This window comes from Streptomyces sp. NPDC001832 (genome assembly GCF_040297265.1).
Classification (GTDB): domain Bacteria; phylum Actinomycetota; class Actinomycetes; order Streptomycetales; family Streptomycetaceae; genus Streptomyces.
Map to the genome: position 1 here is coordinate 57,862 of NZ_JBEOYU010000014.1, position 18,806 is coordinate 76,667.

The following is an 18,806-nucleotide window of genomic DNA, read 5'->3' on the forward strand; positions in this document are numbered from 1 at the left end:
TACCTCGTAAGAAACCGCAGGTGAGCGCGGAATCACTAGCTGTTCGCCAAAGCCGCGTGTCCCTTTTGTCTTCACGTGGACGTGACAGGTCACTGTGCGACCCTGCTTCGTGCTGCGACGTCGTACGAAGTGGCAGCAAGTCGCCGAAGTCGGCAAAAACCAGTGCCCGAACACCGCTGCAGGGGGTAGCCGGGAGACGCTGACGACCGAAGGAGAAAGATGTCCGAGCAGCGAGGGAGCGGCGGCCGAATACGCCCGACCGGCAAACGCCGGAAGCCGACCGGCAAACGCCGGAAGAAGCCTTCCCGTCGCCGCAGAGTGACGGTGATCGCCGCCTGGACCCTGGCAGGGGTCGTGGCCGTCGGCGGCGTCGGGCTCGGATACGCCTACTTCAGGCTCAACGGCAATCTCCAGGCCGTCGACATCAACGCGGCGCTCGGCAAGAACCGCCCCGACGACGTCGACAACGGCTCCGAGGACATCCTCGTACTCGGCTCGGACTCCCGCTCCGGCGAGAACTCCGAGTACGGCCCCGACGAAGGAACGGCCCGTTCCGATACGGCGATGGTCGTGCACATCAACGAGGGTCACAAGAGCGCCTCCGTCGTCTCCATCCCGCGCGACACCCTGATCGCCCGCCCCGAATGCACCAGCGACACCACGGGGCAGACCATCCCCGGCGAGCAGCGCGCGATGTTCAACACGGCGTACGAGGTCGGCGGACCGGCCTGTGCGGTCAAGACCGTCGAATCCATGTCCGGCATCCGCATGGACCACTACATCGAAGTCGACTTCACCGGCTTCAAGGAGCTCATCGACGAGCTGGGCGGCGTGGAGATCACCACCACCCAGGCGATCAACGACCCCAAGAGCCATCTGAATCTCGAACCCGGTACCCACACGCTCGACGGCGAGCAGTCGCTGGCTCTCGTCCGCACCCGCACGAGCGTCGGCGACGGCAGCGACCTCGGCCGCATCCAGATCCAGCAGGAGTTCATGAAGGCGCTGATGGACCAGGCCAAGAGCGTCGGAGTGTTCACGAACCCGAAGACCCTCTTCGACCTCGCGGACACGGCGACCAAGGCCATCACCACCGACTCCGACCTCGGTTCGGTCGAGGAGCTCACCAGCTTCGCGAACGGCCTCAAGGGGCTCGACTCCGAGAACATCCAGATGATCACGCTGCCCGTGCAGTACGACCCGGCCGACCCGAACCGCGTCGTACCGCTGGAGAAGCCCGCCCAGCAGGTGTGGACGGCACTCAAGCACGACAAGGCCATCCCCGCCTCCGCCACCGAGAAGTCGGCGGGGGACAAGGGCGACGCGGGCAGCGTCGTGAAGTGACCGGGCGGGCCGGGAATAGTTGCGGCCCGCCCCCGGTTTTGGGAGATACGGCCGATCCTGGCAGACTGGTACGTCGGCCCCGGTTCACGGACGCGCAATCCGCGCGTACGACCCGGCGCCCTCCCGAACCTAGGAGAAACCCTTGAAGCGCGACATCCACCCCGAGTACGTCGAGACGCAGGTCAGCTGCACCTGTGGCGCGTCGTTCACGACCCGGAGCACCATCGACGGCGGCACCATCCGCGCCGACGTCTGCTCCGAGTGCCACCCGTTCTACACGGGCAAGCAGAAGATCCTCGACACCGGTGGCCGTGTGGCCCGCTTCGAGGCCCGCTTCGGCAAGGCTGCCGGCTCCGCCAGCAAGTAGCGAGCCACTGCGCCGGTTCCCGGCGCCCTCTTCCCGGGGGCGTCGGGACCGGCGTTTTTTGTCCGGCCCGGGACGGGCCGCCCCCGTACCCGGTCCGGGACGGGCCGCCCCCGTACCCGGCCCGGGACGGGCCGCCCCCGTACCCGGCCCGGACAGCGTCCACGCCGTCCAGCAGGCACGATCGAGTGAAGAAACCAGGAGTCCGGAGATGTTCGAGGCGGTCGAGGAACTGATCGGTGAACAGGCCGATCTCGAGAAGCAGCTCGCGGACCCGGCGGTCCACGCCGACCAGGCCAACGCGCGCAGGCTCAACAAGCGCTACGCCGAGCTCACCCCGATCGTCGCCGCATACCGCACCTGGAAGCAGGCCGGGGACGACATCGAGACGGCACGCGAGCTCGCCGCCGACGACCCCGACTTCGCCGCCGAGGTCAAGGAGCTGGAGACGCAGCGCGAAGAGCTCACCGAGAAGCTCCGCCTCCTCCTGGTCCCGCGCGACCCAAGCGACGACAAGGACGTGCTCCTGGAGATCAAGGCGGGCGCCGGCGGCGACGAGTCCGCCCTGTTCGCCGGCGATCTGCTGCGGATGTATCTGCGCTACGCCGAGCGCGTCGGCTGGAAGACCGAGATCATCGACTCCACCGAGTCCGAGCTCGGGGGCTACAAGGACGTCCAGGTCGCCGTGAAGACCAAGGGCGGCAACGGCGCCACCGAGCCCGGCCAGGGCGTGTGGGCCCGGCTGAAGTACGAGGGCGGAGTGCACCGCGTGCAGCGGGTGCCGTCCACCGAGTCTCAGGGCCGTATCCACACCTCCGCCGCCGGTGTGCTCGTCACGCCCGAGGCCGAGGAGGTCGACGTCGAGATCCACGCCAATGATCTCCGTATCGACGTCTACCGTTCCTCGGGCCCCGGCGGCCAGTCCGTCAACACCACGGACTCGGCGGTCCGCATCACGCATCTGCCGACCGGTGTCGTCGCCTCCTGCCAGAACGAGAAGAGCCAGCTCCAGAACAAGGAGCAGGCCATGCGTATCCTGCGTTCGCGACTGCTCGCGGCCGCCCAGGAAGCCGCCGAGCAGGAAGCCTCGGACGTACGGCGCAGTCAGGTGCGTACGGTCGACCGTTCCGAGAAGATCCGTACGTACAACTTCCCGGAAAACCGGATCTCGGACCACCGCGTCGGCTTCAAGGCGTACAACTTGGACCAGGTACTCGACGGCGACCTGGATTCCGTGATCCAGGCCTGTGCCGACGCCGACTCCGCCGCCAAGCTCGCCGCCGCATAAGCCCCAAGCCCGCCCCGCCCGTGACCCCGTACGGAGAACCGCGATGAACCTGCTGCTCGCCGAGGTGGCCCAGGCCACCCAGCGGCTGGCCGACGCCGGTGTCCCTTCACCACGATTCGACGCGGAGGAGCTCGCCGCGTTCGTACACGGCGTCAAGCGGGGCGAGCTGCACCATGTGCCGGACGCGGACTTCGACGCCCGCTACTGGGAGGCGATCGCCCGCCGCGAAGCCCGTGAACCGCTGCAGCACATCACCGGACGCTCCTTCTTCCGCTACCTGGAGCTCCAGGTAGGACCCGGTGTCTTCGTCCCCCGTCCGGAGACCGAATCGGTCGTCGGCTGGGCGATAGACGCCGTCCGCGCGATGGATGTCGTCGAGCCGCTCATCGTCGACCTCTGCAGCGGATCCGGCGCCATCGCCCTGGCCATGGCCCAGGAGGTTCCCCGCTCACGCGTGCACGCCGTCGAGCTCTCCGACGACGCCCTGAAGTGGACCAGGAAGAACGCCGAGGGGTCACGGGTCACCGTCCACCACCAAGACGCGCTCACGGCCCTTCCCGAGCTCGACGGCCAGGTCGACCTGGTCATCTCCAACCCGCCGTACATCCCGCTCACCGAATGGGAGTACGTGGCACCCGAGGCCCGTGACCACGACCCGGAGATGGCTCTCTTCTCCGGCGAGGACGGCCTCGACACCATCCGCGGCATCGAACGCACCGCACACCGCCTGCTGCGCCCCGGCGGCCTCGTCGTCATCGAGCACGCCGACACCCAGGGCGGCCAGGTGCCGTGGATCTTCACCGAGGAACGCGGCTGGGCCGATGCGGCCGACCATCCCGACCTGAACAACCGGCCGCGGTTCGCCACGGCCCGCAAGGCCACGCCGTGACCGGCGGCCACCACCCGCACGACCCGTACCCGTCATACCCGTACATGCTTGAGGAGGCCGGCTGATGGCACGGCGATACGACTGCAACGACGCGACCGACCGTACGACGGGTCTGCGCGAAGCCGCGTCCGCCGTCCGCCGCGGCGAACTGGTCGTGCTGCCCACCGACACCGTGTACGGGATCGGTGCGGACGCCTTCAGCCGCGAGGGCGTCGCCGACCTGCTGGCCGCCAAGGGCCGCGGCCGCAACATGCCGACACCCGTCCTGATCGGCTCCCCGAACACCCTGCACGGACTGGTCACCGACTTCTCCGAGCAGGCCTGGGAGCTCGTCGACGCCTTCTGGCCCGGGGCCCTCACGCTCGTCGCCAAGCACCAGCCGTCGCTCCAGTGGGACCTCGGGGACACCCGTGGCACCGTCGCCATCCGGATGCCGCTGCACCCGGTCGCCATCGAACTGCTCACCGAGGTCGGCCCGATGGCCGTCTCCAGCGCCAACCTCACCGGACACCCGGCCCCTGAGGACTGCGACGCCGCCCAGGAGATGCTCGGCGACTCCGTCTCCGTCTACCTCGACGGCGGCCCGACCCTCGGCATCGTGCCGTCCTCCATCGTCGACGTCACCGGAAAGGTTCCGGTAGTGCTGCGCACCGGTGCGCTTTCCGTCGAGGAACTCCGCAAGGTGGTACCCGACCTCGAGGTGGCGAATTGACCGCCCCTGAGGGGCGTGGCATAGCGGGGCAGGCCGACACTTTCCGCATCCTCCACGTCAGCACCGGCAACGTCTGCCGCTCACCGATCACCGAGCGGCTGACCCGGCACGCCCTGGTGGACCGCCTCGGAGATCCACGTCAAGGCGGACTGATCGTGGAGAGCGCGGGCACCTGGGGCCACGAAGGCGCCCCCATGGAGGACAACGCCGAGATCGTCCTCGCCGACTTCGGCGCCGACACCACCGGCTTCGTCGGCCGGGAGCTGCTCGACGAGCATGTGATCCGCGCCGACCTGGTGCTCACCGCCACCCGCGACCACCGGGCACAAGTGATCTCGATGGGTCACTCGGCCGGCCTACGGACCTTCACCCTCAAGGAATTCACCCGGCTGGTCCGGGCGATAGACCCCGCCACCCTGCCCGACCCGCGCGACGAGGGCGTCGTCGAGCGTGCCCGCGCACTGGTCCGCGCCGCGGCCGCGCTGCGCGGCTGGCTGCTGGCCCCCACCGTCGAGGCCGACGAGGTGTACGACCCGTACGGCGCGCCGATCACGTTCTTCCGGTCCATCGGCGACGAGATCAACCAGGCCCTCGACCCGGTGGTCACCGCGCTGACCGGCGTACCCGCCCCGCACTGACGGTCGCGCCTGCGCCACTGTGACGGCCGTACGCACGGGGCCGGCACCCTGGGGGCCGGGCGGGTGTACGGCGTCGCCGCAGAGCGGGCAGGAGGCCCGTCACGGGCCTACATTGGAGCTGACGTCAGCGCACCCTCCCCAGGCCCGGAGCCGTCAGATGCCGGTCACCACTCCTGCCGCACCCAACCTCGCCGCCGGGACCGCCCTGCCGCAGGACTTCGGCGCACTGCTCCGGGAGGACCCGGAGATCGCCGCCGTGCTGCTGGAGGAGCTGCACCGGCAGTCGAGCACCGTCCAGCTGATCGCCGCCGAGAACTTCACCTCGCCGGCGGTCCTCGCCGCCCTCGGCTCACCGCTCGCCAACAAGTACGCCGAGGGCTACCCCGGCGCCCGCCACCACGGCGGCTGCGAGCAGGCCGACGCCGCCGAACGCATCGCCTGCCGACGGGCCACCTCGCTCTTCGGCGCCGAACACGCCAACGTCCAGGCGCACTCCGGCTCCTCCGCCGTCCTCGCCGCATACGCGGCCCTGCTGTGCCCCGGCGACACGGTGCTCGCGATGGGACTTCCGTACGGCGGGCATCTCACCCATGGCTCGCCCGCCAACTTCTCCGGCCGCTGGTTCGAGTTCATCGGCTACGGGGTGGACTCCGAGAGCGGCCTGATCGACTACGAGCAGGTGCGCGCCCTGGCCCGTGCGCACCGCCCCAAGGCGATCGTCAGCGGCTCGATCTCGTACCCCCGCCATCCCGACTACGAACTGTTCCGGGAGATCGCCGACGAGGTGGGCGCGTATTTCATCGCCGACGCCGCGCACCCGATGGGGCTGATCGCCGGGGGAGCGGCGCCGAGCCCCGTCCCGTACGCCGATGTGGTCTGCGCGACGACGCACAAGGTGCTGCGCGGTCCGCGCGGCGGGATGATCCTGTGCGGTGCGGAGCTGGCCGAGCGGATCGACCGGGCGGTCTTCCCGTTCACCCAGGGCGGCGCGCAGATGCACACGGTCGCCGCGAAGGCCGTCGCGTTCCAAGAAGCGGCCACCCCGGCGTTCACGGCGTACGCCCACCGAGTGGTGGCCCATGCCCGGGTGCTGGCCGCGGGTCTGGAGGACGAGGGCTTCGAAGTCACCACGGGCGGCACGGACACCCACCTGATCGTCGCGGACCCGGCCCCGCTGGGCGTCGACGGGCCCACCGCCCGCGCCCGGCTGGCAGCGGCGGGCCTGGTGCTCGACACCTGCGCGCTTCCGTACGGGGATGCCCGCGGCATCAGACTCGGCACCGCGGCCGTCACCACCCAGGGCATGGGCGACGCCGACATGGCACGTCTGGCCGCGCTCTTCGGAGCGGCGGTACGTGAGGAAGACGGCATCCGCGCGCAGGTCCAGGAACTGGCCCGGAAATATCCACCCTATCCGGGCTAGACGTGGTACATGCAACCATCGGCCCGGCCTCTGTGTCCTCGACCATGGGCCCGACGTAGTTAAAGTGTGGGCTGAGATCCGGCGAAATCTATGGGGCAGCCCGTGCGTGATTATTTGCTGACGCTCTGTGTCACGGCTGCGGTCACTTATCTGCTGACCGGCCCGGTGCGCAAGTTCGCCATCGTGGTCGGGGCGATGCCCGCGATCCGTGCGCGTGACGTCCACCGAGAACCGACACCGAGGCTCGGTGGCATCGCCATGTTCGGCGGACTGTGCGCCGGACTGATCGTCGCGTCCCAGCTCGAGAACCTCGACTGGGTCTTCCAGCTCTCCAACGAGCCGCGGGCGCTGCTCTCCGGGGCCGCACTGATCTGGCTGATCGGTGTTCTGGACGACAAGTTCGAGATCGACGCACTGATCAAGCTCGGCGGGCAGATGATCGCCGCCGCGGTCATGGTGCTCCAGGGCCTGACGATTCTGTGGCTGCCGATCCCCGGCGTCGGCACCGTCGCGCTCACCCAGTGGCAGGGCACGCTGCTCACGGTCGCCGTGGTCGTCATCACCATCAACGCGGTCAACTTCGTCGACGGTCTGGACGGTCTGGCGGCGGGCGTGGTCTGCATCGCCGCCGCGGCGTTCTTCCTGTACACGTACCGGCTCTGGTACGGGCACATGATCGAGGCGGCGGCCCCCGCGACGCTCTTCACGGCGATCCTGATGGGCATGTGCCTGGGCTTTCTGCCGCACAACATGCATCCGGCCCGGATCTTCATGGGCGACTCGGGTTCGATGCTGATCGGCCTGGTACTGGCGGCCGGTGCGATCTCGGTCACCGGGCAGGTCGACCCGGACACGATGCAGCTCTTCGCCGGCAGTGAGCGCGAGGCCACCTACGCGATGCTGCCGGTCTTCATCCCGCTGCTGCTGCCGCTGACCATCATCGCGATCCCGGCCGCCGACCTGGTGCTGGCGATCGTGCGGCGTACGTGGAACGGCCAGTCGCCGTTCGCGGCAGACCGCGGCCATCTGCACCACCGGCTGCTGGAAATCGGCCATTCGCACAGCAGGGCCGTGCTGATCATGTACTTCTGGTCGGCCCTGATCGCCTTCGGCACGGTCGGATACTCCGTGCACTCGACGTCCCTGTGGATCGTGCTGGTGATCATGGGGTTCAGCGCGCTGGGCCTCGTGCTGCTGCTGATGCCCCGCTTCACCCCGCGGGCGCCGTTCTGGGCGGAACGCTTCGTACCGCCGCGCTACCGCCGCTATCGCGGGATGGGCAAGGCGCCCGAGGCGGAACCCTCATCCGTAGACGAGGCCCAACAGGGGCCGCTGGAAGCGCAGATGGGGCAGGAGGGTCACGATCTCCAGGAGCGGGCCCCGGTCGTCGTAGGGGTCTCCGGCGTCAACGGGGCGACTGCCATCGGCCCCCGTTCGCGTTTTTCGGACAGAGATAAGGCTGATTCCGCACGCTGAGAATTCGGGCATCACGGGGCATACCAGACGAAACGTGGAGTTGCCTTTCTCACACCTGCGGATTCACTCTCACGCGTGAGAGCAAGCACACTTTCTTGGTAAAGACCTCATCAAATAGTTTGTGATACCGTTCACTAGGCCCGGTGACAGAGCCGGAGGACCTGATATCGCGGTCCATTGGCCCGAGGCGTCGCCTCGGACCGGGCCTACGCTCGTCCATGACGACACATTGCCCACCCCCTGCAAGCGGAGCTGCCGCCATGCCGTCCAATGACGCCCGGACTCTCCTCCAAACCGCTGTACCCACCGCTGTCGCCGGTGCTGTTGCCGTCGCGATCAGTGGTGGCGTGGCCGGCGGCAAGGGAGCCCTGGGTGCGGTCGTCGGTACGGTCGTGGTGATTCTCTTCATGGGGGTCGGACTAGTGGTCCTGCAGCGGACCGCCAGGTCCCTCCCTCAGCTGTTCCAGGCGATGGGGCTGATGCTCTACACGGTGCAGCTCCTGCTCTTGTTCGTCTTCGTCGCGGCCTTCCAGGACACCACGGTGTTCAATCCGAAGGCCTTTGCAATCACGTTGGTCGCGACCACGCTCGTGTGGATCGCCGCACAGGCGCGCGCACACATGAAGGCCAAGATCCTTTACGTCGAGCCCGAGTCCGACAAGGCTGAAAAGCCCAAGAACGCGGGGTTGAAATCGTGAAGGGTAGGGGCGGGATAAGTGCGGGTCCACGACCCTGCTATCGTCCGGTTCCAACTGCGGCACTGCGGGCGCGGGCATGTGAGCTGACGCCTGCTCGATCGCGAGGCTCAATGCCTGACTGCCGCTCACACATCCGTTACACCAGTCCAGTGCCGAACCGCGGCTGCGCGCCGCGCCGACACAACGAGGTTGCCGTACCTATGCGCCACGCTGAAGGAGCCCGCGGTGAGTGCTGACCCGACACAGGTGCTCGCCTTCGAGACCGATTGCCACATCTTCTCCGGTTGTGGTTTCCCGGCACCCGGCTTGCATTCGTTCCTGTTCGAGCCCCTCTGGGGCGATGCGGACAGCAACCTGTACTTCAACAAGACGATGCTGCTCGCGCTGCTCGGCTCGGTCATCGTCGTCGGCTTCTTCTGGGCGGCTTTCGCCAAGCCGAAGATCGTTCCGGGCAAGCTGCAGATGGTGGCCGAGGCCGGCTACGACTTCGTACGCCGAGGCGTTGTCTACGAGACGATCGGCAAGCGCGAGGGCGAGAAGTACGTCCCGCTTGTGGTCTCCCTGTTCTTCTTCGTCTGGATGATGAACCTCTGGTCCATCATTCCGGTCGCCCAGTTCCCCGTGACGGCGATCATCGCGTACCCGGCCGCGCTCGCCCTGATCGTGTACGTCCTGTGGGTCAGCCTGACCTTCAAGCGGCACGGTTTCGTCGGAGCCTTCAAGAACTTCACGGGCTACGACAAGTCGCTCGGTCCGGTTCTGCCGCTCTCGATGACCATCGAGCTCTTCTCGAACCTGCTCGTCAGGCCGTTCACGCACGCCGTCCGGCTCTTTGCCAACATGTTCGCGGGTCACACCCTGCTGCTGCTCTTCACGATCGCCAGCTGGTACCTGCTCAACGGCATCGGCATCGCCTACGCGGGTGTCTCGTTCGTGATGGTCATCGTGATGACCGTCTTCGAGCTCTTCATCCAGGCTGTCCAGGCCTATGTGTTCGTCCTGCTGACCTGCAGCTACATCCAGGGCGCTCTCGCCAAGGGCCACTGAGCACCCCACCTCCTGAAGCACCCGGTGGCCAACCCCCACCGGACCAAGAAAGAGAAGGAAGATCCGGCATGTCTGCTCTCCAGACCCTCGCCGCCACCAGCGTCGAAATCAAGGGCAACCTCGGCTCCATCGGTTACGGCCTCGCCGCGATCGGCCCCGGCGTCGGCGTCGGCATTATCTTCGGTAACGGCACGCAGGCGCTCGCCCGTCAGCCCGAGGCTGCCGGTCTCATCCGCGCCAACCAGATTCTCGGCTTCGCCTTCTGTGAGGCGCTCGCCCTGATCGGTCTGGTCATGCCGTTCGTGTACCCGACCTCCTGACCGGTCGCGAACAGCCCACTCGACGGAAGGCACTGACGTGAACCCTCTGGTTCAGCTCGCGGCGGAGGAAGCGGAAAACCCGCTCGTCCCGCCGATCCCTGAGCTCGTCATTGGCTTCATCGCCTTTGCCATCGTCTTCGGCTTCCTCGCCAAGAAGCTCCTCCCGAACATCAACAAGGTTCTGGAAGAGCGTCGCGAGGCCATCGAAGGCGGTATGGAGAAGGCCGATGCGGCCCAGACCGAGGCCCAGAGCGTGCTTGAGCAGTACAAGGCTCAGCTCGCCGAGGCCCGCCACGAAGCCGCGCGCCTGCGCCAGGAGGCACAGGAGCAGGGTGCCGTGATCCTGCAGGAGATGCGGGCGGAAGGCCAGCGGCAGCGCGAGGAGATCATCGCTGCCGGCCACGCCCAGATCGAGGCCGATCGCAAGGCCGCGGCTGCCGCGCTGCGTCAGGACGTGGGCAAGCTCGCCACCGACCTGGCCGGCAAGCTCGTCGGCGAGTCCCTCGAGGACCACGCCCGGCAGAGCGGCACTGTCGACCGTTTCCTGGACGAGCTCGAGGCGAAGGCCGAGGCTGTCCGATGAACGGCGCGAGCCGCGAGGCACTGGCTGCCGCACGTGAGCGTCTCGACGCGCTGACCGACAACACGTCGGTCGACGCGGCGAAGCTCGCCGAGGAGCTGGCTGCCGTCACGGCGATGCTCCAGCGCGAGGTCTCACTGCGACGGGTCCTGACCGACCCGTCGCAGGCCGGCGAGGCCAAGGCCGAGCTGGCCGGACGACTGCTGCGCGGTCAGGTGAGCGGCGAGACCGTCGACCTGATCTCCGGCATGGTCCGCTCCCGCTGGTCGCAGTCGCGCGACCTGGTCGACGCGGTCGAGGAACTGGCGAACATCGCAGACCTCACCGCCGCCCAGCGCAGCGGAGACCTCGACGACGTCGAGGACGAGCTGTTCCGGTTCGGCCGGATCGTCGCCTCCGACAAGGAGCTGCGTGCCGCGCTCACCAGCCGGTCCGCGTCCGCTGCCGCCAAGAGCCAGCTGCTGCGCAGCCTGCTCGGCAGCAAGGCACGGCCCACCACCGAGCGCGTCGTCGTGCGGCTTGTCACCCAGCCGCGTGGACGTAGCCTGGAAGCGGGACTCGAGTCCCTCTCCAAGCTTGCCGCGGAGCGCCGCGACCGCATGGTCGCCGTGGTCACGTCAGCAGTGCCGCTGAGCGATCGGCAGAAGCAGCGCCTCGGTGCCGCACTGGCGAAGATCTACGGTCGGTCGATGCACCTGAATCTCGATGTGGACCCCACGGTCCTCGGCGGGATCGCGGTGCGGGTCGGTGACGAGGTCATCAACGGAACCATCGCGGAGCGCCTCGAAGAGGCGACCCGTCGTATGGCCGACTGACGAGCGCAGCAACAGAACAGAGCAAGACCAGCGGCCCGGTTGGGCCGTGCAGAAATTGCAGAAGATTCCTGGGGGTCGGCCCCCAGACCCCCTTAAGAAACTTCGGGCCCAACAAGGAGAGCAGGGAACCCAGATGGCGGAGCTCACGATCCGGCCGGAGGAGATCCGGGACGCGCTGGAGAACTTTGTCCAGTCGTACAAGCCGGACGCGGCCTCGCGCGAGGAGGTCGGTACGGTCAGCGTTGCCGGCGACGGCATCGCGAAGGTCGAGGGTCTTCCCTCGGCCATGGCGAACGAGCTGCTGAAGTTCGAGGACGGCACCCTCGGTCTCGCCCTCAACCTTGAGGAGCGCGAGATCGGTGCCATCGTCCTCGGCGAGTTCAGCGGCATCGAAGAGGGCCAGCCGGTGCAGCGCACCGGTGAGGTGCTCTCCGTCGGCGTCGGCGAGGGTTACCTCGGCCGCGTCGTCGACCCGCTCGGCAACCCGATCGACGGTCTCGGCGAGATCGCGACCGAAGGCCGCCGCGCCCTCGAGCTGCAGGCCCCTGGCGTCATGGTCCGTAAGTCGGTGCACGAGCCGATGCAGACCGGCTACAAGGCCGTCGACGCCATGGTGCCGATCGGCCGCGGCCAGCGTCAGCTGATCATTGGTGACCGTCAGACGGGTAAGACCGCTCTGGCCGTCGACACGATCATCAACCAGCGCGACAACTGGCGCTCGGGCGACGTGAACAAGCAGGTGCGCTGCATCTACGTCGCCATCGGTCAGAAGGGTTCCACCATCGCCTCCGTGCGCGGTGCCCTGGAAGAGGCCGGCGCGCTCGAGTACACGACCATCGTCGCCGCCCCGGCGTCCGACCCGGCCGGCTTCAAGTACCTGGCGCCGTACACCGGTTCGGCCATCGGTCAGCACTGGATGTACCAGGGCAAGCACGTCCTGATCATCTTCGACGACCTCTCGAAGCAGGCCGACGCCTACCGCGCCGTGTCGCTTCTGCTGCGCCGTCCGCCGGGCCGTGAGGCCTACCCGGGCGACGTCTTCTACCTGCACTCGCGTCTGCTGGAGCGCTGCGCGAAGCTCTCCGACGAGATGGGCGCCGGCTCGATGACGGGCCTCCCGATCGTCGAGACCAAGGCGAACGACGTGTCGGCGTTCATCCCGACCAACGTCATCTCCATCACCGACGGTCAGTGCTTCCTGGAGTCCGACCTGTTCAACGCCGGCCAGCGTCCGGCTCTGAACGTCGGTATCTCGGTCTCCCGCGTCGGTGGCTCCGCCCAGCACAAGGCCATGCGCCAGGTCTCCGGCCGACTCCGTGTCGACCTCGCCCAGTACCGCGAGCTGGAGGCGTTCGCCGCCTTCGGTTCCGACCTGGACGCGGCTTCGAAGGCGTCGCTGGAGCGCGGTAAGCGCATGGTCGAGCTGCTGAAGCAGCCGCAGTACAGCCCGTACCCGGTCGAGGAGCAGGTCATCTCCATCTGGGCCGGCACCAACGGCAAGATGGACGACGTCCCGGTCGAGGACATCCGCCGCTTCGAGAGCGAGCTGCTGGAGTACCTGCGCCGCGAGCGCAAGGACCTCCTGACCGGCATCGCCGAGGGCGCCAAGATGTCCGACGACACGCTGCAGGCGATCGCCGACGCGGTCGCCACCTTCAAGCAGCAGTTCGAGACCTCGGACGGCAAGCTGCTGGGCGAGGGCTGATCGATGGGCGCTCAGCTTCGCGTTTACAAGCGCCGCATCCGCTCCGTCACCGCCACCAAGAAGATCACCAAGGCGATGGAGATGATCGCCGCTTCGCGCATCGTCAAGGCGCAGCGCAAGGTGGCGGCGTCGACGCCGTACGCGACCGAGCTCACCCGTGCGGTGACCGCGGTGGCAACCGGCTCCACCACCAAGCACCCGCTCACCACCGAGGCCGACGCTCCGGCGCGGGCCGCGGTCCTGCTCATCACGAGCGACCGTGGTCTGGCCGGCGGTTACTCCTCCAACGCCATCAAGGCCGCGGAGCGACTGACCGAGCGGCTGCGCGGTGAGGGCAAGGAGGTCGTCACTTATGTGATCGGCCGCAAGGGTGTCGCCTACTACGGATTCCGCGAGCGCAAGATCGAGGAGTCGTGGACGGGCTTCACCGACAGCCCCACGTACGCGGATGCCAAGCGGGCCGCGGCTCCGCTGATCGAGTCGGTCAGCAAGGAGACCGCTGAGGGCGGCGTGGACGAGCTCCACATCGTCTTCACGGAGTTCGTGTCGATGATGACGCAGAACCCGGTGGACGACCGGATGCTGCCGCTCAGCCTCGGTGCTGCGAAGGACGAGGACGGCAAGGGCGAGATCCTGCCTCTGTTCGACTTCGAGCCGTCGGCGGAGGACGTCCTCGACGCCCTGCTTCCGCGGTACGTCGAGAGCCGGATCTACAACGCGCTGCTTCAGTCGGCTGCTTCCGAGCACGCCGCCCGCCGCCGCGCGATGAAGTCGGCCACCGACAACGCCGGTGAGCTCATCAAGAGCCTCTCCCGGCTTGCCAACGCGGCCCGCCAGGCCGAAATCACCCAGGAAATCAGCGAGATCGTCGGTGGTGCAAGTGCGCTGGCCGACGCGACCGCGGGGAGTGACAAGTAATGACGACGACAGTTGAGACGGCCGTTGCCACGGGCCGCGTCGCCCGGGTCATCGGCCCGGTCGTCGACGTGGAGTTCCCCGTCGACGCGATGCCGGAGATCTACAACGCGCTGACCGTCGAGGTCGCCGACCCGGCCGAGGAGGGCAAGCTCAAGAAGCTGACCCTCGAGGTCGCGCAGCACCTCGGCGAGGGCCTGGTCCGGGCGATCTCGATGCAGCCCACCGACGGTCTGGTCCGCCAGGCCCCGGTGACCGACACGGGTACCGGCATCACGGTGCCGGTCGGCGAGATCACCAAGGGAAAGGTGTTCAACACCCTCGGTGAGATCCTGAACAAGCCCGAGGCCGAGGCCGAGGTCACCGAGCGCTGGCCGATCCACCGCAAGGCGCCCAACTTCGACCAGCTCGAGTCCAAGACCGAGATGTTCGAGACCGGCGTCAAGGTCATCGACCTTCTCACCCCGTACGTCAAGGGTGGAAAGATCGGTCTGTTCGGTGGTGCCGGTGTCGGCAAGACCGTTCTGATCCAGGAAATGATCTACCGCGTGGCCAACAACCACGACGGTGTGTCGGTGTTCGCGGGCGTCGGTGAGCGTACCCGTGAGGGCAACGACCTCATCGAGGAAATGGCCGACTCGGGCGTCATCGACAAGACGGCGCTTGTCTTCGGCCAGATGGACGAGCCGCCGGGCACGCGCCTTCGTGTCGCGCTGGCCGGTCTGACCATGGCGGAGTACTTCCGCGATGTGCAGAAGCAGGACGTGCTCTTCTTCATCGACAACATCTTCCGGTACACCCAGGCCGGCTCCGAGGTTTCCACGCTGCTCGGCCGTATGCCGTCCGCAGTGGGTTACCAGCCGAACCTGGCCGACGAGATGGGTCTGCTGCAGGAGCGCATCACGTCGACCCGTGGTCACTCGATCACCTCGATGCAGGCGATCTACGTCCCCGCGGACGACCTGACCGACCCGGCCCCGGCCACCACCTTCGCCCACCTCGACGCGACGACGGTTCTCTCCCGTCCGATCTCCGAGAAGGGCATCTACCCGGCCGTGGACCCGCTGGACTCCACGTCCCGGATCCTGGACCCGCGCTACATCGCGCAGGACCACTACGCGGCGGCCATGCGTGTCAAGGGGATCCTCCAGAAGTACAAGGACCTCCAGGACATCATCGCGATCCTCGGTATCGACGAGCTGGGCGAGGAGGACAAGCTCGTTGTCCACCGTGCCCGTCGTGTCGAGCGCTTCCTGTCCCAGAACACCCACGTCGCCAAGCAGTTCACCGGCGTGGACGGTTCGGACGTTCCGCTCGACGAGTCGATCGCCGCGTTCAACGCGATCTGCGACGGTGAGTACGACCACTTCCCCGAGCAGGCGTTCTTCATGTGCGGTGGCATCGAGGACCTCAAGGCCAACGCCAAGGAGCTCGGCGTCTCCTGAGCCCATGGCTCACCGAGGGGGACGGGTGCGTCCCGTCCCCCTCACCACGCCCCGTAGAATTGACCCAACACCCGGCTCGAACGGCCGGGTGGTGACCCGAGGAGCCACCCTTGGCTGCTGAGCTGCACGTCGAGCTGGTCGCCGCGGACCGCAGTGTCTGGTCCGGCGAGGCCACCCTGGTCGTCGCGCGCACCACGTCCGGCGACATCGGCGTCATGCCCGGTCACCAGCCGCTTCTGGGTGTGCTGGAATCGGGCCCGGTGACGATCCGTACGAGTGGCGGCGGGACCGTGGTCGCCGCTGTGCACGGCGGTTTCATCTCGTTCGCGGACGACAAGCTCTCGATGCTCGCGGAGATGGCGGAGCTGGCGGACGAGATCGATGTCCAGCGCGCCGAGCGTGCGCTGGAGCGTGCGAAGTCGGACACGGACGCCGCCTCCGAGCGGCGCGCCGAAGTGCGACTGCGTGCGGTGGCGGTGCGCTAGCGTCCCGCGACAACGTAGCTTTACCCTCAGCCGCGGCCCGAGCTGGAGACCACTCCAGACCGTGCCGCGGCTGAGGCGATGCAGGTGCGGTTCTGGCGGTATCCGTTACTCGACGACGCGAGGAGGTCGGTGGAGATGTTCCTCGCGCTGCGGGTGGGCGGGCTGGTCGTCGCACTGGTCGTGGTTGGTCTCTTCGTCTTCGGTCTGCGCCGGCGGCTGATTCAGCGCTCCGGAGGGACCTTCGACTGCAGCCTGCGATGGAACGTGCCGGAGGAGCCCGACCTCTCCGGCAAGGGCTGGGTGTACGGGGTCGCCCGGTACAGCGGCGACCGGATCGACTGGTTTCGAGTCTTCTCGTACGCTCCCCGCCCGCGCCGGGGCCTGGAGCGTTCCGCGATCGAGGTGGTCGCCCGTCGGCTGCCCGAGGGCGAGGAGGAGCTGGCGCTCCTGTCCGACGCCGTGGTGCTCGGCTGTGTCCATCGTGGGACCCGCCTGGAGCTGGCCATGAGCGAGGACGCGCTGACCGGGTTCCTCGCCTGGCTGGAGGCGGCTCCGCCAGGCCAGAGGGTGAACGTGGCCTGAGAGGCTGCACGACGCGGCCTCAGTCCCGTGGAGCAGCGAACGAAGAACCGGGAAGACAGGGGACGGACCTGTCTCCCCGGCTGCTTTTCGAGGTTGCGCGCGGTACCGGGTAGCTCTTACTTCAGACCGTTGTTGATCGCGCTGACGAGTTCACCGTTGGTGGTGTCACCGCTGAATTCCCAGAAGAACGCGCCTTTGAGGCCCTGGCCCTTCGCCCAGGTCATCTTGGACCCGATGGTGGCCGGGGTGTCGTAGCTCCACCAGTTGGTGCCGCAGCGCGCGTACGCCGTACCGGCGACGGTGCCGGTCGCGGGGCAGCTGGTCTTCAGGACCTTGTAGTCCTCGATGCCCGCCTCGTAGGTGCCGGGGGCCGCTCCGGTGGCGGTGCCGCCGGGCGCGTCCTGGGTGACACCCGTCCAGCCACGGCCGTAGAAGCCGATGCCGAGCAGCAGCTTTGAGGCGGGGACGCCCTGGGCCTTCAGTTTGGCGATGGCGTCGGCGGAGTTGAAGCCGGCTTGCGGGATGCCGCTGTAGGAGGTGAGCGGGGAGTGCGGGGCGGTCGGCCCCTTCGCCTCCCAGGCGCCGAAGAAGTCGTACGTCATCACGTTGTACCAGTCCAGGGACTGGGCGGCGCCGGCGTAGTCGGTGGCGTCGATCTTGCCGCCGGGGGAGGCGTCGGCGGTGATGGCGGCCGTCACCAGGTTGTTGCTGCCGAACTTCGTGCGCAGCGCGGAGGTGATGCCCTTCAGGGCGGCCGGTCCGCTGGTGTCACAGGTCAGACCGCAGGCGTTGGGGTACTCCCAGTCGATGTCGATGCCGTCGAAGACATCGGCCCAGCGGGGGTCCTCGACCAGGTTGTAGCAGGACTGGGCGAACGCGGCCGGGTTCTTCGCAGCCTCACCGAAGCCGCCGGACCAGGTCCAGCCGCCGAAGGACCACAGGACCTTGATGCCCGGGTACTTCGCCTTGAGCTTGCGCAGCTGGTTGAAGCTGCCGCGCAGCGGCTGGTCCCAGGTGTCGGCGACGCCATCGACGGACTTGTCGGCGGTGTACGCCATGTCGTAGTCGGCGTAGGCGTCACCGATCGCGCACTTGCCGCCGGTCACATTGCCGAAGGCGTAGTTGATGTGCGTGATCTTCGCGGCCGAACCCGAGGTGTCCAGGTTCTTGACGTGGTAATTCCGGCCGTAGACGCCCCAGTCGGTGAAGTAGCCGAGGTTGACCTTGCCTCCGGTGCCCGGGTCGGGGTTGCCGCCACCGGTGGTGTGGACCTTGACCGCGCCGCTGACCGGACCGGTCTGGTCAGCGGTGTCACGGGCCTGCACGGTGTACGAGTAGTCGGTGCCCGCGGTGAGACCGGTGTTGGTGTACGTCGTACCGGTGACCGTGGCGACGACGGCGCCGTCGCGCAGGACGTCGTAGTTCTTGATGCCGTGGTCGTCGGTCGCCGCGGTCCAGCTCAGCTTGGCGGAGGTGTCGGTGATGGAGCTCGCGGTGGGCGTGCCCGGCGCCGAGGGGGCGTTGTCGCCGGGCACGCTGCCGCCGTCGCAGGAGGCGCCGTTCAGCTTGCAGCCGGTGGGGGCGCCGGGGCCGGCGCCGTTGAAGCCGAAGCTGACGCTGGCGCCGGGGGCGACCGAACCGTTCCAGCCGGCGTTCTTGGCGGTCCAGTGGGTTCCGGAGCTGGTGACGGTGGCGTCCCACGCGGACGTGACCGACGTGCCGGAGGGGAAGTCCCACTCGATGGTCCAGGAGGAGAGGGCGGTGGTGCCGGTGTTCTTCACCGTCCACTGGCCCTCGAAGCCGGTGCCCCAGTCGGACTTCTTGAGATACGTGGCGGTTGCCGAGGTGGCGGCTTCGGCGGGGGAGGCCAGGCCGACCATCGCGGCGAGCGGAAGGAGCAGTGCGGTCAGGCCCGCGACCGCTCTGGATCTGGTGGCTCTTCCGGTCCCGAGTCTGAATCGGGCCCGGCGTAGGGGGGTTTCAGCGCTCAACGGTGCTCCTCGGGTGAGGTCCGGACAAACGGGGTGGTCCGTGGACTGCAAACCCTGCGCCGCCCTGAGCACGCCCTGACACGGCGCAC

General features: G+C 68.0%; 19 protein-coding genes. 18 read left to right on the forward strand and 1 reads right to left on the reverse strand.

Translation table 11 applies throughout. The features are described from left to right. Positions 1-219 precede the first annotated feature (219 nt). From ABT115_RS14110 to ABT115_RS14195, 18 genes are all read left to right on the forward strand, one after another. Positions 220-1,344, forward strand: a complete 1,125-nt coding sequence (locus ABT115_RS14110) for an LCP family protein (protein ID WP_351788362.1) — start codon at positions 220-222, stop codon at positions 1,342-1,344. Positions 1,345-1,486: 142 nt separating this feature from the next. Beyond that, on the forward strand, positions 1,487-1,711 hold the full coding sequence (gene rpmE, locus ABT115_RS14115; protein ID WP_019764351.1) for a 50S ribosomal protein L31: 225 nt from the start codon (positions 1,487-1,489) through the stop codon (positions 1,709-1,711). Positions 1,712-1,919: 208 nt separating this feature from the next. Further along, entirely contained in the window at positions 1,920-2,996 is a 1,077-nt protein-coding gene (gene prfA / locus ABT115_RS14120; RefSeq protein WP_351788365.1) for a peptide chain release factor 1, read from the forward strand. A gap of 43 nt (positions 2,997-3,039) precedes the next feature. Beyond that, on the forward strand, positions 3,040-3,885 hold the full coding sequence (gene prmC / locus ABT115_RS14125) for a peptide chain release factor N(5)-glutamine methyltransferase (RefSeq protein WP_351788368.1): 846 nt from the start codon (positions 3,040-3,042) through the stop codon (positions 3,883-3,885). A gap of 64 nt (positions 3,886-3,949) precedes the next feature. Further along, on the forward strand, positions 3,950-4,597 hold the full coding sequence (locus tag ABT115_RS14130) for an L-threonylcarbamoyladenylate synthase (protein WP_351788370.1): 648 nt from the start codon (positions 3,950-3,952) through the stop codon (positions 4,595-4,597). Then, positions 4,594-5,235, forward strand: coding sequence for an arsenate reductase/protein-tyrosine-phosphatase family protein (locus ABT115_RS14135; protein ID WP_351788373.1), 642 nt, complete (start codon positions 4,594-4,596; stop codon positions 5,233-5,235). The genes ABT115_RS14130 and ABT115_RS14135 overlap by 4 nt, the downstream gene beginning before the upstream one ends. A gap of 157 nt (positions 5,236-5,392) precedes the next feature. Then, positions 5,393-6,658 carry a serine hydroxymethyltransferase gene (glyA, locus tag ABT115_RS14140; RefSeq protein WP_351788376.1) on the forward strand — a complete coding sequence of 422 codons (1,266 nt, stop codon included), beginning with the start codon at positions 5,393-5,395 and terminating at the stop codon, positions 6,656-6,658. 90 nt (positions 6,659-6,748) lie between these two features. Further along, a complete protein-coding gene (locus ABT115_RS14145) occupies positions 6,749-8,134 on the forward strand; it encodes an MraY family glycosyltransferase (protein ID WP_351788379.1) in 1,386 nt (461 codons plus the stop codon). Positions 8,135-8,394: 260 nt separating this feature from the next. Next, positions 8,395-8,832 (forward strand): Cg1360 family ATP-synthase-associated protein, encoded by a 438-nt coding sequence (locus ABT115_RS14150; protein WP_351788382.1) that lies wholly within the window; start codon positions 8,395-8,397, stop codon positions 8,830-8,832. A gap of 210 nt (positions 8,833-9,042) precedes the next feature. Further along, positions 9,043-9,879, forward strand: coding sequence for a F0F1 ATP synthase subunit A (gene atpB, locus ABT115_RS14155; protein WP_351788563.1), 837 nt, complete (start codon positions 9,043-9,045; stop codon positions 9,877-9,879). A 68-nt stretch (positions 9,880-9,947) separates the two neighbouring features. Then, positions 9,948-10,199 carry an ATP synthase subunit C-like protein gene (locus ABT115_RS14160; protein ID WP_037689279.1) on the forward strand — a complete coding sequence of 84 codons (252 nt, stop codon included), beginning with the start codon at positions 9,948-9,950 and terminating at the stop codon, positions 10,197-10,199. A gap of 37 nt (positions 10,200-10,236) precedes the next feature. After that, positions 10,237-10,782: a F0F1 ATP synthase subunit B gene (locus tag ABT115_RS14165; RefSeq protein WP_351788384.1), complete on the forward strand. Its 546-nt coding sequence runs from the start codon at positions 10,237-10,239 to the stop codon at positions 10,780-10,782. Continuing rightward, positions 10,779-11,594 (forward strand): F0F1 ATP synthase subunit delta, encoded by an 816-nt coding sequence (locus tag ABT115_RS14170; protein WP_351788387.1) that lies wholly within the window; start codon positions 10,779-10,781, stop codon positions 11,592-11,594. Before ABT115_RS14165 ends, ABT115_RS14170 begins: the two co-directional genes overlap by 4 nt. 133 nt (positions 11,595-11,727) lie before the next feature. Then, entirely contained in the window at positions 11,728-13,299 is a 1,572-nt protein-coding gene (gene atpA, locus ABT115_RS14175) for a F0F1 ATP synthase subunit alpha (RefSeq protein ID WP_351788390.1), read from the forward strand. Positions 13,300-13,302: 3 nt separating this feature from the next. Next, positions 13,303-14,217, forward strand: coding sequence for a F0F1 ATP synthase subunit gamma (locus ABT115_RS14180; protein ID WP_351788392.1), 915 nt, complete (start codon positions 13,303-13,305; stop codon positions 14,215-14,217). Further along, entirely contained in the window at positions 14,217-15,659 is a 1,443-nt protein-coding gene (gene atpD, locus ABT115_RS14185) for a F0F1 ATP synthase subunit beta (RefSeq protein ID WP_351788395.1), read from the forward strand. Before ABT115_RS14180 ends, atpD begins: the two co-directional genes overlap by 1 nt. Before the next feature lie 110 nt (positions 15,660-15,769). Continuing rightward, entirely contained in the window at positions 15,770-16,144 is a 375-nt protein-coding gene (locus ABT115_RS14190; RefSeq protein WP_351788398.1) for a F0F1 ATP synthase subunit epsilon, read from the forward strand. Positions 16,145-16,279: 135 nt separating this feature from the next. Continuing rightward, a complete protein-coding gene (locus ABT115_RS14195) occupies positions 16,280-16,726 on the forward strand; it encodes a DUF2550 domain-containing protein (RefSeq protein WP_351788565.1) in 447 nt (148 codons plus the stop codon). Between the two features lie 116 nt (positions 16,727-16,842). On the opposite strand, the gene ABT115_RS14200 is transcribed toward ABT115_RS14195, so the two are convergent. Continuing rightward, positions 16,843-18,717, reverse strand: a complete 1,875-nt coding sequence (locus ABT115_RS14200; protein ID WP_351788402.1) for a glycosyl hydrolase family 18 protein — start codon at positions 18,715-18,717, stop codon at positions 16,843-16,845. Positions 18,718-18,806 lie beyond the last annotated feature (89 nt).

What these genes read in the sequence shown, in the direction of transcription:
- ABT115_RS14110 (WP_351788362.1), top strand. Translation starts at nt 220, where the DNA reads ATGTCCGAGCAGCGAGGGAGCGGCGGCCGAATACGCCCGACCGGCAAA.
- prfA (WP_351788365.1), top strand. Translation starts at nt 1,920, where the DNA reads ATGTTCGAGGCGGTCGAGGAACTGATCGGTGAACAGGCCGATCTCGAG.
- prmC (WP_351788368.1), top strand. Translation starts at nt 3,040, where the DNA reads ATGAACCTGCTGCTCGCCGAGGTGGCCCAGGCCACCCAGCGGCTGGCC.
- ABT115_RS14130 (WP_351788370.1), top strand. Translation starts at nt 3,950, where the DNA reads ATGGCACGGCGATACGACTGCAACGACGCGACCGACCGTACGACGGGT.
- glyA (WP_351788376.1), top strand. Translation starts at nt 5,393, where the DNA reads ATGCCGGTCACCACTCCTGCCGCACCCAACCTCGCCGCCGGGACCGCC.
- ABT115_RS14145 (WP_351788379.1), top strand. Translation starts at nt 6,749, where the DNA reads ATGGGGCAGCCCGTGCGTGATTATTTGCTGACGCTCTGTGTCACGGCT.
- ABT115_RS14150 (WP_351788382.1), top strand. Translation starts at nt 8,395, where the DNA reads ATGCCGTCCAATGACGCCCGGACTCTCCTCCAAACCGCTGTACCCACC.
- ABT115_RS14160 (WP_037689279.1), top strand. Translation starts at nt 9,948, where the DNA reads ATGTCTGCTCTCCAGACCCTCGCCGCCACCAGCGTCGAAATCAAGGGC.
- ABT115_RS14170 (WP_351788387.1), top strand. Translation starts at nt 10,779, where the DNA reads ATGAACGGCGCGAGCCGCGAGGCACTGGCTGCCGCACGTGAGCGTCTC.
- atpA (WP_351788390.1), top strand. Translation starts at nt 11,728, where the DNA reads ATGGCGGAGCTCACGATCCGGCCGGAGGAGATCCGGGACGCGCTGGAG.
- ABT115_RS14180 (WP_351788392.1), top strand. Translation starts at nt 13,303, where the DNA reads ATGGGCGCTCAGCTTCGCGTTTACAAGCGCCGCATCCGCTCCGTCACC.
- atpD (WP_351788395.1), top strand. Translation starts at nt 14,217, where the DNA reads ATGACGACGACAGTTGAGACGGCCGTTGCCACGGGCCGCGTCGCCCGG.
- ABT115_RS14195 (WP_351788565.1), top strand. Translation starts at nt 16,280, where the DNA reads ATGTTCCTCGCGCTGCGGGTGGGCGGGCTGGTCGTCGCACTGGTCGTG.